The organism is Bacillus sp. AFS041924 (assembly GCF_002577195.1).
GTDB lineage: Bacteria > Bacillota > Bacilli > Bacillales > Bacillaceae_G > Gottfriedia.
Genome location: NZ_NULG01000007.1, coordinates 1 through 15,390, shown reverse-complemented (window position 1 = coordinate 15,390; position 15,390 = coordinate 1). Strand labels below are relative to the sequence as shown.

The window sequence follows — 15,390 nt, the reverse complement described above, 5'->3', positions numbered from 1 at the left end:
ATTGACAGTTTTTTTATTCTTATAACAATTCAATGTAAAGGAAGCAGAGTGAAGTTAATTATTATTACATGAACTCTTTATGAGTAGGGTTATTTCAGCATCTTGCTTTTTTGTAACTCATGAACCCGTTATGAGTAAGGTTTTTCCAGCTTCTCGCTGTTTACCTTACTCATGAGCCTTATTTTAGTAAGTAATTGTCTTATCTCCCATCCCTTTTTCAATCTTGACTATGTTATAGATCTACACTCTTGGAAAATGACTGTCGAATGACAGTCATTTTTCATTGCGTTTGTTGGCAAAAACTTACATGGTTATATAATATTACAAACACTTCGACAATTTGTAACAATCCTGTAATGGCTTTCAATATTTTATTTTGCTAGACTTACATTATCAATGAAGGGGGAGAACGTGATGAAAAAGCAATTAATGATAGCTTTCGTATGCTTACTGAGCATGGTATTTTTTACGACTAAATCACAAGCAGCATCTACATATAACCCGTACTCAAAGAAAAAGCAGGTAACGGTAATCGCTAAAAAGTACACTGGGGTACCATATCGTTTTGGTGGTACAAGTACAAAAGGATTTGACTGTTCAGGATACGTTGGATATGTGTATAACAAAGTAGGTAAAAAATTACCTCGTACTGCTTCATCAATGTATACTGTTAGTTCAATTGTTAAAAAGCCCGTACCTGGAGATTTAGTTTTCTTCAAAAATACATATAAAAAAGGTATTAGCCACGTAGGAATTTTCATGGGAAATAATAGTTTTATTTCAGCAACTTCAAGTAAGGGAGTAGCACTTGTAAGCCTTTCTAATTCATATTGGAAACCGAAATTCGCTGGCTCAGGTAGTGTAATTAAATAAACATAATAATAGAGCAATTTACTTTTCTTAAGAAAGGTAGATTGCTTTTTTTTTTAGATTAACTCGCCTATTTAGCGAGACTACTTTTTATTGTCATAAAGTTTTCTATTTTATTAATTAAGTAGATTACTTTCAGATGATATAATGGGCCATAATTAAAATAATCATTCAACTTTTATAGGAGTTGGTAAACATAACAATCATCTATCTTACTTTTTTCATAGTAGGTATTGTGTTTGGTTCGTTTTTTAATGTTGTTGGATTAAGGGTACCAATGGGGAAATCGATTATTTCACCGCGTTCCTCTTGCCAAAATTGTGGATATAAAATAGGAGCTAAAGAATTGATACCAGTATTTTCCTTCACCTACCAACGGGGTAAATGCCGAAGTTGCAATAGTAGTATTTCAACTATTTACATTTTAATTGAACTACTAACAGGTGGTTTATTCGTTCTAGCCTTGCATGAAGTGGGGGTTCAAAAAGAATTAATGATAGCACTTTCGTTAATCTCTTTATTTATGATTATTGTTGTATCAGATATTAAGTTTATGTTGATTCCTGATCGTATTCTACTAATCTTTTTGTTTATTTTTATCCTTGAACGGATGTTTATTCCTTTGGATCCCTGGTGGAGTAGTGTTGTGGGGGCTTTAGGTTCGTTCATAGTATTGCTTCTAATTTCCATCATCAGCAAAGGTGGAATGGGAGGGGGAGATATAAAATTATTTGGTGTGATAGGTATTGTTTTGGGCTGGAAATTAACGCTCATTACATTTATACTTGCTTGCTTTTCTGGTAGTATATTTGGATTCGTTTTAATTATGGCAGGTAAAACAAAGAAGCGAAGCCCCATTCCTTTTGGACCATTCATCGCTATTGGGGGATTGATCAGTTATTTTTATAGTAAAACCCTTTTAGAATATTACATTTCATTCTTCGGTTAAATAAAATAAAAAGGCTATCTAATTGAAAAGTCTTTCAACTAAATAACCTCTATTATTTCTTATGAAAATAATTTCTCTTCTACACTACTAATAACTGAATCCCAGTATTTTTTGTCTTCAACAAAGTTTGTTCGAATTGCTTTAAAAATAGCCGTTTGTTTTTCTTGGAAATTCGGATCTTCTTTATCTGGAAGCTCTTTTTTCATTTCAACTACAATTTCTTCAATCTCTGCAGAACGTGGGCCCCATACATTTACTTCTTGCCCTTTTTCATCCATAAAAACAAAAATTGGAATTGAACGAGATTTACCATTTGTTAAATATTGATCCATTAATTCTAGATTTTCATCTCGAATTAGGAATCTTGTATCTATATTTGCTGTTTCCATCATTTTTTGAATAACTGGTACATTAAGTAGTGCATCTCCACACCAATCTGCAGTTAAAGTAACAACTTTCCAATGACGATCCTTTAATTGCTCAAGTTTCGCTTGTGTACTTTCAGGAATTGTAACTTCATTGTAGATTTTTAAAAGCTCTTCTTTGTTAACATTCATTGCTTCTACATATTCTTGAAAAGTCATGCCTTTTTCGAACCAAGAATTTAATGACATATTATACACTCCTTTAATGTTGATAAATAGTATTATACCGTATTCTCGATAAGAAGGAATGTAATAAGACTTGCAGAATTAATATACAGTATCTATTTTTTATGCAGTTTGAGCAGGAGGGAGAAAAATGAGTGCGCCTATTGAGATAACGAAAAGTCGGAAGCGCTTTCCGAAATGGATTAAAATTACATCAACAATCTTGATCATGATTGTCTTAATCGTTGCAGCAAGCGGCTTGTACTTAACAAAAAGATCCTTACCAAGTATTAAAGGGAAATTATCGATTAGCTCATTAAATCATAAAGTAGAAGTAGTTAGGGATGATAAAGGAGTCCCTCATATCAGTGCTAAGAATTTGCATGACCTATATGTAGCGCAAGGATTTGTAACGGCTCAAGATCGATTATTTCAAATGGATTTAAGTAGGAGACAAGCATCCGGACAATTAAGTGAAATAATTGGCGATGCAACTGTGGAGCGTGACTCATATTTTCGAACACTTGGCTTAAGAAGAGCTGCAGAAGCATCTTACAGTGAATACGATAAAAATGGACAAACAGTTTTGAATTGGTATGCAGAAGGAGTAAATGCGTACATAAAATATGCACTGAAAGAAAATAAATTACCAGTTGAATTTAAGATTTTACAATATAAACCTACTAAATGGACGGCAATTGACTCATTAGTTATTGGTAAATATATGGCTTTCGATTTAGGCGGCCATTGGAACGAACAAGCATTTCGATATTATGCTATGAATAAATTTTCAAAAGAGAAGGCTTTGGAGTTATTTCCTGCTAATAATGATCTAGATCCGTATATTATTCCAAGTGATACTTCAAAAATTGATGTAGAAAAGAGCTTTGCAAGCGCAATTATTCCCCCTGCTTGGAATGGAAGTAATGATTGGGTTGTTAGTGGCTCTAAAACCAAGTCCGGAAAACCATTATTAGCAGATGATCCTCATTTAGGATTAGCGACACCGGCAATTTGGTATGAAACTCAATTAAAATCTGGCTCCATGAATGTTAGTGGTGTAATTTTTGCAGGTGTGCCTGGAATTATCGTTGGTCATAATGAACATATTGCCTGGGGAGTAACGAATGTGGGCCCTGATGTACAAGATTTATATATTGAAAAACGAAATCCAAATAAATCGGACGAATTTTTATATGATGGTAAATGGGAACAGGCACAGGTTATAAATGAAACGATTAAAATTAAAGGTAAAAAGAATAAAGTTTTACCTGTCATGATTACAAGACATGGTCCGGTAATCTCAGAATTTGCCAGTGAAGCTGGAAAAGACTCTGTGTTCTCTTTACAATGGACAGCACTGCAACCAACAACTGAGTTAGAGGCGGTTTTAAAATTTAACGTCGCAAAAGATTGGAATACGTTTAAAGAAGGATTGGCATTATTTGATGCGCCCGCCCAAAATTTCGTTTTTGCTTCAGATGACGGAACGATTGCTTATCGAGCAAACGGTAAAATTCCAATTCGTAAAAAAGGAAATGGACTAATGCCAGTACCAGGCTGGACTAGTGATTACGGTTGGAAAGGGTATATTCCATATGAAGAACTACCCACGAATATCAATCCAGAGGAAGGATTCATATCATCTGCAAACAATAAAGTGGTTGATGATTCATATCCGTACCATATTTCAAATTCTTGGGCACAACCTTATCGTCAATTACGTATTCAGGAAGTACTTAAAAAGAATGACAGACTGACTGTTAAAGATATGCAAAATCTACAAATGGACGACATGAACTTACAGGCAAAAGAACACGTACCAAAGTTTATTAATTTAATAAAACAAAATAAAGATCAATTATCAACTGTTGAAAAATCCGCATTAAAAGAACTAGAAAAATGGAATTTTATAGATGATAAGGATGAGACATCCCCACTCATTTTCCAAATGTGGCTGACCGAAATTAATAAAGCATTATTCGATAAACAAATCTCTAAAGATATGATGGATTTATTTGGAGACCGCAAAGTCGTAGTCGATCAATTATTACGAGACAGCTTCAGTGGGAAAAAAGTTATCTGGATAGATGAAAAAGGTGGAATCGATCAACTTTTATTAAACACATTCGAAAAAACAATCAAAATTATTAGCAAAACTGATGGAGACAATGTAGCTAAGTGGAAATGGGGTAATCACCATAAAGTCGCATTCACACATCCACTATCAAGCATTAAATTACTAAGCTATTTCTTTAATGCTAGAGACCCAATCCCAGTAGGAGGAAGCTCAACTACAGTTAAAGCCGCAGGATATGATGACCAAGGAATCGTAGACCACGGTGCATCTTGGCGGACAGTTGTAGACTTCGCAGATTTAACTAAATCAGTAAACATAGTAGGACCAGGGCAATCCGGAAACATCGGAAGCAAATGGTATAGCGACCAAATGAAAGATTGGGCAAACGGAACATATCATACTACTACATTGAAAAATGTTGAAGGTGTGAAAGAAGTGTTGGAACCGAAGAAAGGTGAATAAGGTTGGATGTGTAGTAGACAGACCTCATGGAGGTCTGTTTTCCTTATGAGTGGGTGATTTTCATTAAAAATGGTTGATTTTTTAGGAAATAAGATCAATTATTGATAAAATCGATTAATCTTGGGTGTAAGTCAGTTAATTTTGATATGGATTAAGCAAAAATGTGTGGGGGATTGCCCTTTTACTCAGTTTAATTGCGATTTTCTATATTTAATTGCGATTCCCAGAATATAATTGCGATTCCCAATATTTAATTGCGTTTTCTAGAATATAATTGCGCTCCTCAATATGACCCAAAGGAAACTCCGCATACCGATAAACTCAACTCTAATTTCTTCACTTTCCTCACTCCATATACTAAAATATTTAAATAGATGTAGTAATCTAATTCATAAAGGAGGGCTGTAAATTATGGATGGAATAGGCTTAGTTCTCGAAGGTGGTGGGATGAGAGGTATTTATACGGCCGGTGTTCTTGATTATTTTTTAGAACAAAATATCGAAATTCCTTATGTAATAGGTGTTTCTGCAGGTGCTTGTATGGGTACTTCTTATCTTTCTAAACAACATGGACGTAATAAACGAGTAAATACGGAATTTTTACAGCATCCAGATTATATTTCTTTCAAAAATTTAATTCGTAATAAGCAGCTTTTTGGTATGGACTTATTGTTTGATCTTATTCCAAATGAATTAGATCCATTTGATTTTGATTCATTTTATAAGGCTGAGCAAAAATTTGTAGTTGGTACGACAGATTGTATTTCTGGGGAACCTGTTTATTTTGATAAAGATGAAATTGTCGAGACAACAGATATGTTAAATATTATTCGAGCGTCAAGCTCTTTACCTTTAATGGCTCCAATTATTAAGTTTAATGAACATTTCTTAATGGATGGTGGAATTGGAGACCCGATTCCAATTCGTAAATCAGAAGCGGATGGAAATCGAAAGAATATAGTTGTTTTAACTAGGAATGCAGGTTACCGTAAAAAACCGTCAAAAGGAAATTGGTACTTGCAAAAAAAATATAAGGACTATCCAGGACTAGTTCAAGCGGTTCTAAATAGATCTGAAGTTTATAATAAGCAACTAGATTATATTGAAGAGCAAGAAAAAGCTGGAAATATACTTGTCATTCGCCCAGTCCAAAAGTTAAAGGTTGGACGAATTGAACGAAATAAAGCGCGTTTATTAGACCTATATAAAGAAGGTTATGAGGATGCTAAGCATCTTCGCGAACAAATAGTAGAATTTATATCGCACGAAAAAACGACCTGTTAATCGCAGGTCGTTTAAATATGTTGAAAAAATACTCAGACTGATTGAAAACGCTTGTTTTCAAAGAATGAAATTTGGCATAATTTATTAAATGATAAATTAAGGAAAGTAAAACACTAAAAGAAAGCGAGCGTTTGTCAACAGTTTGATTGACCTGTTATTGTTCAGGTCTTTTTTTGATTGGGGGAGGGAGAAGATAGATTAATCTTTATTATTATTTTTGTTATTATTGTTCATCATGTTTTTCATCATCATTTCAAACATTACCATATCGACACCTAAACACGGATTCATACAGCTACAGTTACTTTTTCTTCTAAAGCAGCAGCATCTGCAACGGCAGTGACAATCATGGATATGACAGTCACAATGATCACGATGGCAATCATCACAATCGCAACGTCTATTTCTGCAATTGTCACAGTCACAGTCATTACGTCTACATCTACTTGAGTTCATGTTGACTTGATCTTGGTTGTTCCACATCGTAGAACACCTCCTTGAATAATCTACATAAACAAAGTATGCATAGATGTCCCATCGAGGAAAGGCTAGTACCTAAATAAAAAATAAAAAAAGCACATTAATCTATAAAAGACAATGTGCTTTGAATTATTCAATATTAATGTGGGAAGAAAACCAATTGAATTAAGAATAAAATTCCAAATATATAAATAACTGGTTTAACATTTTTTGCTTTCCCTTTAACTACTTTTAAAAGTGGATACGTAATAAATCCAAGAGCAATACCTGTAGCAATACTTGAAGTAAGTGGCATTGTGATAATGACTAAAAATGCTGGGAATGCCTCTTCAAAGTTGTCCCACTCAATATGACGTACGCTGCCCATCATTAAGCAACCAACTATGATTAATGATGGTGATGTAATAGCTGCTACACCAGAAATTGAATTAACAAGTGGGCTAAAGAATGCTGCGAAAACGAAAAGTAATGCGACAACAAGAGCTGTTAAGCCTGTTCTACCACCAGCTGCAACACCTGCAGAAGATTCGATATAAGCAGTCGTAGGTGAAGTACCAAACATTGCACCGATTGTAGTACCAAGTGAATCAGATAACATTGCACGTCCTGTTCGTTTCTCGTCATTTTTATTTAACAAGCCTGCTTGTGATGCAACACCTAAGAAGGTACCAGTAGTATCAAAAATAGTAACTAATAAGAATGAAAAGACAACCGAATATAGTCCATATTGGATAACGTCCGAAGCAGCAGTAATCGGATTAGCAATAATGATATGTTCAGGTAATTTTGGTAAAGAAAATATGCTACCTTTAATGTGTAATTTTCCTGCAACACCTGCGATGATTGCTGTTGAGACCATTCCGAAGAATAACGCTCCATTTACATTTAAGGCAAATAAAATAACAGTAATTGCAATTCCTATTAAAGTAAGAACAACTCCTGGAGAATGAAGATCCCCCAGACCTACAAGATTATCTTTGTTAGCAACGATAATACCTGAAAGACGTAAACCTATAAAAGCGATAAATAAACCAATTCCAACACTTATTGCATGTTTTAGTGTATTTGGAATTGCTTCTATCAAATGAGTTCTGAATTTAGTTAAAGATAGAATGACGAATAAAATACCTGTAATGAATACAGCTGAGAAAGCTAATTGATAAGAAATACCATGTGCTTCTGAAACAACTGAATAAGCAAAATATGCATTCATTCCCATTCCGGGAGCGATGGCAATTGGATAATTTCCGAACAATGCCATAAATAATGTACCGACTAGTGTTGCTATAATTGTTGCAGTAAATGCTTGGTCAAATGGAACACCAGCTGCAGATAATATGATAGGGTTAACAATTATTATATAAGCCATTGTTAAAAAAGTTGTGAAACCAGCTACAATTTCTGTTTTAATTGAAGTGTTAGCCTCTTTTAATTTAAACATAATAGTTCTCCTTGTTAGAAAATACGAATGTTATACTCAACAGTTATTAATAATATTCGTTATATGGCGAAAGTGCAATACTTTTTTAAAAGATTAACGTCTTTTAAGGAATTCAATTACGATTAGTATTCCAAAAAGTACGATTTGGGTATGCTAAATCTTGAATTATTTAAAAGGAGGATGAAATAAATGACTCAAAACCAATTTCCAACTAAATTTATTCCGCAGCATCAAAATAAGCAACCTGGTATCGAAAAGGAAATGACACCAATACCGATATCAGAAGATCCAAATTATGTAGCAAGTGGTAAATTAAAGGAAAAAGTTGCCATTATTACTGGTGGAGATAGTGGTATCGGTAGAGCAGTTGCCATACTTTTTGCGAAAGAAGGGGCATCAGTTTTTATCCCATATTTTGATGAGGATGTTGATGCACAAGACACAAAAAAATTCATAACTGATCTCGGTGGAAATTGTGAAATAATGAGATGTGATCTTCGAACTGAGGCAGTTTGTAAACAAATCGTTCAAAACGCAATTCAAACCTTTGGAAAAATCAACATTTTGGTGAACAATGCTGCTGTTCAGTATCCACAAAAGAATTTAGAAGATATTACAGAGGAGCAATTAAGACGAACATTTGAAACAAATATATTTTCAATGTTCTTTTTATCAAAAGCATGCCTTCCACATATGAAGCAAGGTGATTCAATTATAAATACAGCTTCAATAACTGCTTATAAAGGACATGATCAATTATTGGATTACTCTGCGACGAAAGGAGCGATTGTGACATTTACTCGTTCACTTTCAACAAATCTTGCTCAAAAGGGAATTCGAGTTAATGGTGTAGCACCTGGGCCAATTTGGACGCCACTAATACCAGCAAGCTTTGATGAACAAGAGGTAGCGAAGTTTGGAAGCACAACTCCGATGAAACGAGCTGGACAACCAGTTGAGCTCGCACCTGCATATCTATACTTAGCAAGTAATGAAGCTTCCTTTATTACAGGACAAATGATTCATGTTAATGGTGGAGTTATTGTAAACGGATAGGAAATTAAAAAGGTGCCATGCAAATGGCACCTTCAGACTGCTCGCCAAGTGCTCGCAATCAGTCTGAAATCAAATTTTTGGACTTTGTTTTTCAATATTTAGGTCGAAATGTGTGACAGCATGTTTCACCACTATGTACAGCGGAAGTCGTTATTTGACCATCTAATACTGCATTTTGAATCGTTAAATCAAAGTCATTTGAGTATTCATATGCTTCAGTTTGAACAAGAATTGAGTCTGCTTGGCAAAAGTTTCCTTGCCCCCAAAAATTACAATTTGCAACACTACATCTAATTTCTGGCATGAACTCGCCCTCCTTTAATGTTATTTTCCACATACTTTGCAATCTCATTCAGATTTAAAATAGTACCAATGTAGAATTTTTTGTGAGAATATTGTAAACTTTTATCAAGATAGAAGGAGTTTGGATGACTTTTATCGAATCAAACTCTGATTAAGTATAGGAGGAGAACAAATATGAATTGGAAAACAACATATGAAAAATGGGTTCAATCACCGACATTAGATCAAGAATTAAAAGTACAATTAATTAAACTTGAGAATAATCAGCTTATACTTAAGGAAAGTTTCTATCAAAATTTAGAATTCGGAACTGGTGGTATGCGCGGAGAAATCGGACCTGGAACGAATCGTATGAACATCTATACAATTCGTAAAGCATCTGCTGGTTTTGCAAAATATATTGAAAGCTTTGGAGAAGAAGCAAAGAACCGTGGAGTTGCAATTGCTTTCGATTCACGTCATAAAAGCCCTGAGTTTGCGATGGAAGCAGCAAAAACGTTAGCAACACACGGAATTAAAGCATATGTATTCAATGAATTACGTCCAACACCAGAATTATCATTTGCTGTACGCGAGCTGAACTGCTTCGGTGGAATTGTTATTACGGCAAGTCATAATCCACCTGAATATAATGGATTTAAAGTTTACGGTGATGACGGCAGTCAATTACCTCCAGCTGCTGCTGATCAAGTAATTGAGTATGTTAATTCATTTGAAAATGAATTAGAAATTGAAGTATCTTCAGAAAAAGAATTAGTTGAAAAAGGCTTAATACATAGATTAGATGAAGAAATGGACAAATTATATGTAGAGCAATTAAAAACTGTTGTTGTTAACAATGAATTAGTCCAAGAGCATGGTAAAGATTTAAAAATCGTCTTTACACCATTACATGGTACAGCATTAATTCCTGCAAAATTATCATTAAATGCTGTTGGCTTTGAAAATGTAACAATTGTTGAAGAACAAGCTATCGCAGACTCGAATTTTACAACTGTAAAATCACCGAACCCTGAAGAGCATGCTGCATTTGAATATGCAATTCGTTACGGGAAAGAAATTGATGCAGATGTATTAATTGCAACTGATCCAGATGCTGATCGATTAGGAATCGCTACAAAAAATGAAAATGGCGAATACGTAGTCCTAACAGGTAATCAAACAGGAGCATTAATGCTTCATTATTTATTAAGCCAACAAGATGTTCCATCAAATGCGCTATTACTTAAAACAATCGTTACTTCTGAATTCGGTCAAGTGATTGCTTCTAAATTTGGTGTTAAAACGATAGATACACTTACTGGCTTTAAGTTTATCGGTGAAAAAATTAAAGAATTTGAGCAAACAAATGAATACTCTTTCTTATTCGGTTATGAAGAAAGCTATGGTTATTTAATCAAACCGTTTGTTCGTGATAAAGATGCAATCCAAGCAACAGTACTTGCTGCAGAAATTGCTACTTACTATAAAATAAAAGGTATGACTTTATATGAAGGCCTAAATAGCCTTTACGAGCAATATGGTTTTTACCTAGAAGGATTAAAATCATTAACATTAAAAGGTATTGAAGGTACAGAAAAAATCCAATCGATTTTAACAAATTACCGTCAAAATCCACCGACTGATATTAATGGTCTAAAAGTGATTACAGTTGAAGACTATAAGCTTCAAGAAAAAACGACATTAGAAACTGGAGAAAAAGAACAAATACTTCTACCTAAATCTAATGTATTAAAGTATCATCTTGAAGATGGTTCATGGGTATGCTTACGTCCGTCTGGAACTGAACCAAAAATTAAATTCTATTTTGGGATCGTAGGGCAATCTCGTGAAAATAGCATCCAAAAATTGGACAGTTTACAACAAGCATTTATGGAAAAAATTGAAGTATTAGTCTAAATAAAAGAGCGACTATTTAGTCGCTCTTTTCGTTTATTTAAAGATGCTCAAATGATGATATGAAAGATTGTTCCTCAGCACTTTCTTCTCTTGTAGCATGCTCAATATGCTGGAACATACCTTTTAATTTTTCATCAATGATCGCTAAGTCCCTCTCGTATTTAAAGGCATGAAGAAAATGTTCAATACGCTTTGAAAAAAGTTCGTCTTTCGTATTTACCATTAACACGAGAAGCTTATCCCATTGACAACAATAAGTGTAATACAATGCTAAATCATAGTCGGATTGTGCTTGCATTGTGAACCTCCTTTTAGAGGGTACACTTAGTTTATGGCGAAAAGAATTTATTAGCCATGAGAGAATTTGACAAAGGCTAGAAGTAAAGGCTAGGTAAAAAAAGGATGAATAGCAAGGGTAGATGTTAGTGGGAAAGTAGGAAGTGTAGGAAAAGTAGGAATTTTAATTGAATTAGGTCAAGTTATTAATGAAATGACGTTGTTTCCGTTTAATGGAATAAAAAAAATATGATATGAGCATAGTTTTATTGGTTTCTGGATTTTTTTAAGGCATTGAGTGAAGTTTAATTGCGATTTCAGAAAATTAATTGCGATTTATGATATTTATTTGCATTACTTTCATCGACCTTTAAGTATACTTTTATAAAAACTAGAGACAATAACATTAAATATATTGATTCAAAAAATAGGGGAATTATGGACTCTAAAATACAAATTTAAAAAACCATTTAGGATTAGTTATCAAAAAATAAAAAAAGAAGTTATATCAAACGTTTTAAAAAAATAAAATTAACTACCGTATGGAATTTTTTCATACGTTTTTTTGTTTTTTACAATTTCTAATTAGGTACATGAATATAGTAGAGATATGACTATTTTTACATTAATTCAATTGTCAGTTCATAGAATAATATAAGAAGAGACAGGAGGAGAGTGTGATGAAGGCAAGTGATTATAGAGCGTTGGAATATGCGATTGATGAAATAACAGAAATTGCGAGAGGATTTGGGCTAGATTTTTACCCAATGCGCTATGAAATCTGTCCAGCGGATATCATTTATACTTTTGGCGCTTACGGTATGCCAACAAGATTCTCCCACTGGAGCTTCGGAAAACAGTTTTATAAGATGAAGCTTCATTACGATTTAGGACTAAGTAAAATTTATGAGTTAGTAATTAACTCAGACCCATGTTATGCATTTTTATTAGATACAAACTCACTCGTTCAAAATAAATTAATTGTTGCACACGTATTAGCCCATTGCGACTTCTTTAAAAATAACATTCGTTTCTCAAATACAAAGCGAGATATGGTTGAAAGTATGGCAGCCACTGCTGAACGAATTAAACACTATGAGCATATATACGGAAAACAAGAAGTAGAAAATTTCCTAGATGCAGTCCTCTCAATTCAAGAACATATTGATCCATCATTAATGAGACCAAAACTGGCATATGACTTAGAAAATGATTTTCCACTAAAAGAGAAAAAAAGAGTGACACCATACGATGACTTATGGAATATGGATCAAAGTAAAGAAAAGAAAAATGACTCAAACCTTATCCCAATAAAACGTAAACAATTCCCACCTCAACCAGAAAAAGATATCCTATTATTTATCGAAGAATACTCTAGAGAACTAGAAGAATGGCAACGTGACATTTTAACAATGTTACGGGAGGAAATGCTATATTTCTGGCCACAACTTGAGACGAAAATTATGAATGAAGGCTGGGCAAGTTACTGGCACATCCGCATCATGCGAGAACTAAACCTAGACTCAAACGAAGCAATCGAATACGCAAAACTAAACGCAGGTGTTGTTCAACCATCGAAAACAAGCATTAATCCATATTACTTAGGATTACGTATGTTTGAAGACATAGAAGAACGCTACAATCATCCAACAAAAGAAATGCGTGAGTTAGGTGTTAAACCTGGCAGCGGTCGAGAAAAAATGTTTGAAGTAAGAGAGTTAGAGTCTGATAGTTCATTTATTCGAAACTACTTAACAAAAGATCTTGTCATGCGTGAAGATATGTATTTATTCCAGCGACAAGGTAAGGAATATAAAGTTACTGATAAAGCGTGGGAAAATGTACGAGATCAACTTGTAGTTAGTCGAGTAAATGGAGGATTCCCATATATCGTTGTTCAAGAAGGTGATTATTTAAAAAATGGTGAGCTTTATTTGAAGCATTCCTATGAACATATGGAACTTGATGTGAAGTATGTTGAAAAGGTAATGCCGTATATTCATCAGTTGTGGGGTAGAGGGGTTCATTTGGAGACGAATATTGAGAATAAGTCTGTGTTGTTTAGTTATGATGGGAAGAATATTCATCGGAAGTATATTTAGGACCACCTTTTTAGGTGGTTTTTTTGTATGAATTACTTTCTACTTTTAACCTACAAATCTGATCAGAATTTTGTTAATGCGTATTCAACATAATGGAAGTTAAGTTGCATTATAAATGTTAAAATATAGTATTGAAAGGTATGGATTATAAGTGAGAGATTTCCCAGAAGAAAACAATTTTCTTTCTCTGTTTGAGTGTACCTAAACTATTCGATTTCAATACGAAAGATTTGCCATTTTATTATAATCAAGAAGTGAAAGTACAAGTAACTCAACCAAATTTCGGTAGATTGTTATCGCTTTTAGAATTGAAGCGAGTAGAGAAATTTGAGATTACAGCAGATAAAAGAGGTTTTTCAAGTGTACTTTTAACAGTTATTAATGAAGATTCTCAGCAAACAATAGAAATTGATTTTAAGCCAAGATTTAAATTGATATTTAAAGGGAATTTTACTTTGTAAACTTGTAGTCTAGTTCAACTAAAGCAGTGCATTAGTTGAAGAGCGAGAATGCCATCCTGTGGTCACTTTTTTGAGATTTAGTGAGGGGATGGAGTACAATTTATCGTAAGGTGGTAGAAAGGCTCCCTTCTACTCGACTAGTTGAGTTAACAAAGCTTGCTTGATATCACAGGGAAACTATACAATCCTATTCTTATAAAAAAGTAATTGAAAAATAATAGTTTAGAAGGAGAAAAATAAGAATGAGTGAATTAATTGTATTTGGTGAACTTCATAAATATTTAAACAGTTTAAGTCCAATGAAATGTACAATGGCGGCAAAGAGCCTGTCATTAGGGTATAAACCTATTTCCTTTAGTGGAGCGTCTAAAAAATTTGCGACTCTATATGGAGATAAAAATTACCAGTGCTTAATTCTTCATGTAGATCCAGGTAATCCAGATTCTACTTGGGGAAAGGCTGTTCAAAAAGAAGTTCAACAAATTTTAAATTTTGAAATTAAAGAAATGAGAAATTTTCGCCTAAAAAAACATGAAGTATATGTTCCATTTGAAGTCATAGATTCAAAAGAGAAGATGGAGCTATTAAAAGCTATTATAAAGAATATATATGAAATTTTTTTTAGATAGTAATTAAAATAACATGCTTATTGTTAAGGGATAATAATATGTGAAAAAGGCGTTGCTCATGAAAATGCCTTTTATTTTTGTTACTCAGTTCTTATGTAAGTAAACCAGCTGTTGCATTAATAACTACTAAGTAAAAAAATAGTATCCAACCACAAAAAAAAATGGTATTAGTCCAAATAGTATTTGTAATTTTGTTTTCTGTTGTAATAATTTCACACACCAGCTTCAACTTGTTGTTAGTCGAGTAAATGGGGGATTCCCTTATATCGTTGTTCAAGAAGGAGATTATTTAAAAAATGGGGAGCTTTATTTGAAGCATTCCTATGAAAATATGGAACTTGATGTAAAGTATGTTGAGAAGGTAATGCCATATATTCATCAGTTGTGGGGTAGAGGGGTTCATTTGGAGACGAATATTGAGAATAAGTCTGTGTTGTTTAGTTATGATGGGAAGAATATTCATCGGATAAATATTTAAGACCATCTTTATTGGTCTTATCCCTGTCAA

The 15,390-nt window shown here is 33.6% G+C and carries 13 protein-coding genes and 1 pseudogene; 9 read left to right on the top strand and 5 right to left on the bottom strand.

The window, feature by feature from the left end:
- Positions 1-414 precede the first annotated feature (414 nt).
- Positions 415-873: a C40 family peptidase gene (locus COC46_RS02150; protein WP_098808134.1), complete on the top strand. Its 459-nt coding sequence runs from the start codon at positions 415-417 to the stop codon at positions 871-873.
- 232 nt (positions 874-1,105) lie between these two features.
- Positions 1,106-1,819 carry a prepilin peptidase gene (locus tag COC46_RS02145; RefSeq protein WP_369700006.1) on the top strand — a complete coding sequence of 238 codons (714 nt, stop codon included), beginning with the start codon at positions 1,106-1,108 and terminating at the stop codon, positions 1,817-1,819.
- Between the two features lie 59 nt (positions 1,820-1,878).
- Here the strand turns inward: COC46_RS02145 and COC46_RS02140 are convergent, their stop codons facing one another.
- Positions 1,879-2,433: a thioredoxin family protein gene (locus COC46_RS02140; protein WP_098808133.1), complete on the bottom strand. Its 555-nt coding sequence runs from the start codon at positions 2,431-2,433 to the stop codon at positions 1,879-1,881.
- Between the two features lie 127 nt (positions 2,434-2,560).
- Here COC46_RS02140 and COC46_RS02135 point away from each other — a divergent pair, with 127 nt between their 5' ends.
- Together COC46_RS02135 and COC46_RS02130 are read left to right on the top strand one after the other, a co-directional pair.
- A complete protein-coding gene (locus COC46_RS02135; protein ID WP_098808132.1) occupies positions 2,561-4,951 on the top strand; it encodes a penicillin acylase family protein in 2,391 nt (796 codons plus the stop codon).
- A 411-nt stretch (positions 4,952-5,362) separates the two neighbouring features.
- Positions 5,363-6,235, top strand: coding sequence for a patatin-like phospholipase family protein (locus COC46_RS02130; protein ID WP_098808131.1), 873 nt, complete (start codon positions 5,363-5,365; stop codon positions 6,233-6,235).
- 287 nt (positions 6,236-6,522) lie between these two features.
- Here the strand turns inward: COC46_RS02130 and COC46_RS22060 are convergent, their stop codons facing one another.
- A complete protein-coding gene (locus COC46_RS22060; RefSeq protein ID WP_176545029.1) occupies positions 6,523-6,666 on the bottom strand; it encodes a hypothetical protein in 144 nt (47 codons plus the stop codon).
- Between the two features lie 188 nt (positions 6,667-6,854).
- On the bottom strand, positions 6,855-8,156 hold the full coding sequence (locus COC46_RS02125) for an NCS2 family permease (RefSeq protein WP_098808130.1): 1,302 nt from the start codon (positions 8,154-8,156) through the stop codon (positions 6,855-6,857).
- Positions 8,157-8,345: 189 nt separating this feature from the next.
- On the opposite strand from COC46_RS02125, the gene COC46_RS02120 reads away from it, so the two are divergent.
- Positions 8,346-9,212 carry an SDR family oxidoreductase gene (locus COC46_RS02120; protein WP_098808129.1) on the top strand — a complete coding sequence of 289 codons (867 nt, stop codon included), beginning with the start codon at positions 8,346-8,348 and terminating at the stop codon, positions 9,210-9,212.
- A gap of 91 nt (positions 9,213-9,303) precedes the next feature.
- Here COC46_RS02120 and COC46_RS02115 read toward each other — a convergent pair whose 3' ends face one another.
- Positions 9,304-9,516 carry a DUF1540 domain-containing protein gene (locus COC46_RS02115; RefSeq protein ID WP_098808128.1) on the bottom strand — a complete coding sequence of 71 codons (213 nt, stop codon included), beginning with the start codon at positions 9,514-9,516 and terminating at the stop codon, positions 9,304-9,306.
- A 173-nt stretch (positions 9,517-9,689) separates the two neighbouring features.
- On the opposite strand from COC46_RS02115, the gene COC46_RS02110 reads away from it, so the two are divergent.
- The gene (locus tag COC46_RS02110; protein WP_098808127.1) at positions 9,690-11,414 is read left to right on the top strand and encodes a phospho-sugar mutase; all 1,725 of its coding nucleotides are present in this window, start codon (positions 9,690-9,692) and stop codon (positions 11,412-11,414) included.
- A 37-nt stretch (positions 11,415-11,451) separates the two neighbouring features.
- Here COC46_RS02110 and COC46_RS02105 read toward each other — a convergent pair whose 3' ends face one another.
- On the bottom strand, positions 11,452-11,712 hold the full coding sequence (locus COC46_RS02105; RefSeq protein WP_098808126.1) for a YhdB family protein: 261 nt from the start codon (positions 11,710-11,712) through the stop codon (positions 11,452-11,454).
- Between the two features lie 658 nt (positions 11,713-12,370).
- Between COC46_RS02105 and COC46_RS02100 the strand changes: the two genes are divergently transcribed.
- From COC46_RS02100 to COC46_RS02085, 3 genes and pseudogenes are all read left to right on the top strand, one after another.
- A complete protein-coding gene (locus tag COC46_RS02100) occupies positions 12,371-13,792 on the top strand; it encodes a SpoVR family protein (protein ID WP_098808125.1) in 1,422 nt (473 codons plus the stop codon).
- A gap of 703 nt (positions 13,793-14,495) precedes the next feature.
- Entirely contained in the window at positions 14,496-14,882 is a 387-nt protein-coding gene (locus COC46_RS02090) for a hypothetical protein (RefSeq protein WP_098808123.1), read from the top strand.
- A gap of 226 nt (positions 14,883-15,108) precedes the next feature.
- Positions 15,109-15,360: pseudogene (locus COC46_RS02085) on the top strand (stage V sporulation protein R); the annotation flags it as partial.
- Positions 15,361-15,390: the final 30 nt, after the last annotated feature.

What these genes read in the sequence shown, in the direction of transcription:
- COC46_RS02150 (WP_098808134.1), top strand. Translation starts at nt 415, where the DNA reads ATGAAAAAGCAATTAATGATAGCTTTCGTATGCTTACTGAGCATGGTA.
- COC46_RS02140 (WP_098808133.1), bottom strand. Translation starts at nt 2,433, where the DNA reads ATGTCATTAAATTCTTGGTTCGAAAAAGGCATGACTTTTCAAGAATAT.
- COC46_RS02135 (WP_098808132.1), top strand. Translation starts at nt 2,561, where the DNA reads ATGAGTGCGCCTATTGAGATAACGAAAAGTCGGAAGCGCTTTCCGAAA.
- COC46_RS02130 (WP_098808131.1), top strand. Translation starts at nt 5,363, where the DNA reads ATGGATGGAATAGGCTTAGTTCTCGAAGGTGGTGGGATGAGAGGTATT.
- COC46_RS22060 (WP_176545029.1), bottom strand. Translation starts at nt 6,666, where the DNA reads ATGACTGTGACTGTGACAATTGCAGAAATAGACGTTGCGATTGTGATG.
- COC46_RS02125 (WP_098808130.1), bottom strand. Translation starts at nt 8,156, where the DNA reads ATGTTTAAATTAAAAGAGGCTAACACTTCAATTAAAACAGAAATTGTA.
- COC46_RS02120 (WP_098808129.1), top strand. Translation starts at nt 8,346, where the DNA reads ATGACTCAAAACCAATTTCCAACTAAATTTATTCCGCAGCATCAAAAT.
- COC46_RS02115 (WP_098808128.1), bottom strand. Translation starts at nt 9,516, where the DNA reads ATGCCAGAAATTAGATGTAGTGTTGCAAATTGTAATTTTTGGGGGCAA.
- COC46_RS02110 (WP_098808127.1), top strand. Translation starts at nt 9,690, where the DNA reads ATGAATTGGAAAACAACATATGAAAAATGGGTTCAATCACCGACATTA.
- COC46_RS02105 (WP_098808126.1), bottom strand. Translation starts at nt 11,712, where the DNA reads ATGCAAGCACAATCCGACTATGATTTAGCATTGTATTACACTTATTGT.
- COC46_RS02100 (WP_098808125.1), top strand. Translation starts at nt 12,371, where the DNA reads ATGAAGGCAAGTGATTATAGAGCGTTGGAATATGCGATTGATGAAATA.
- COC46_RS02090 (WP_098808123.1), top strand. Translation starts at nt 14,496, where the DNA reads ATGAGTGAATTAATTGTATTTGGTGAACTTCATAAATATTTAAACAGT.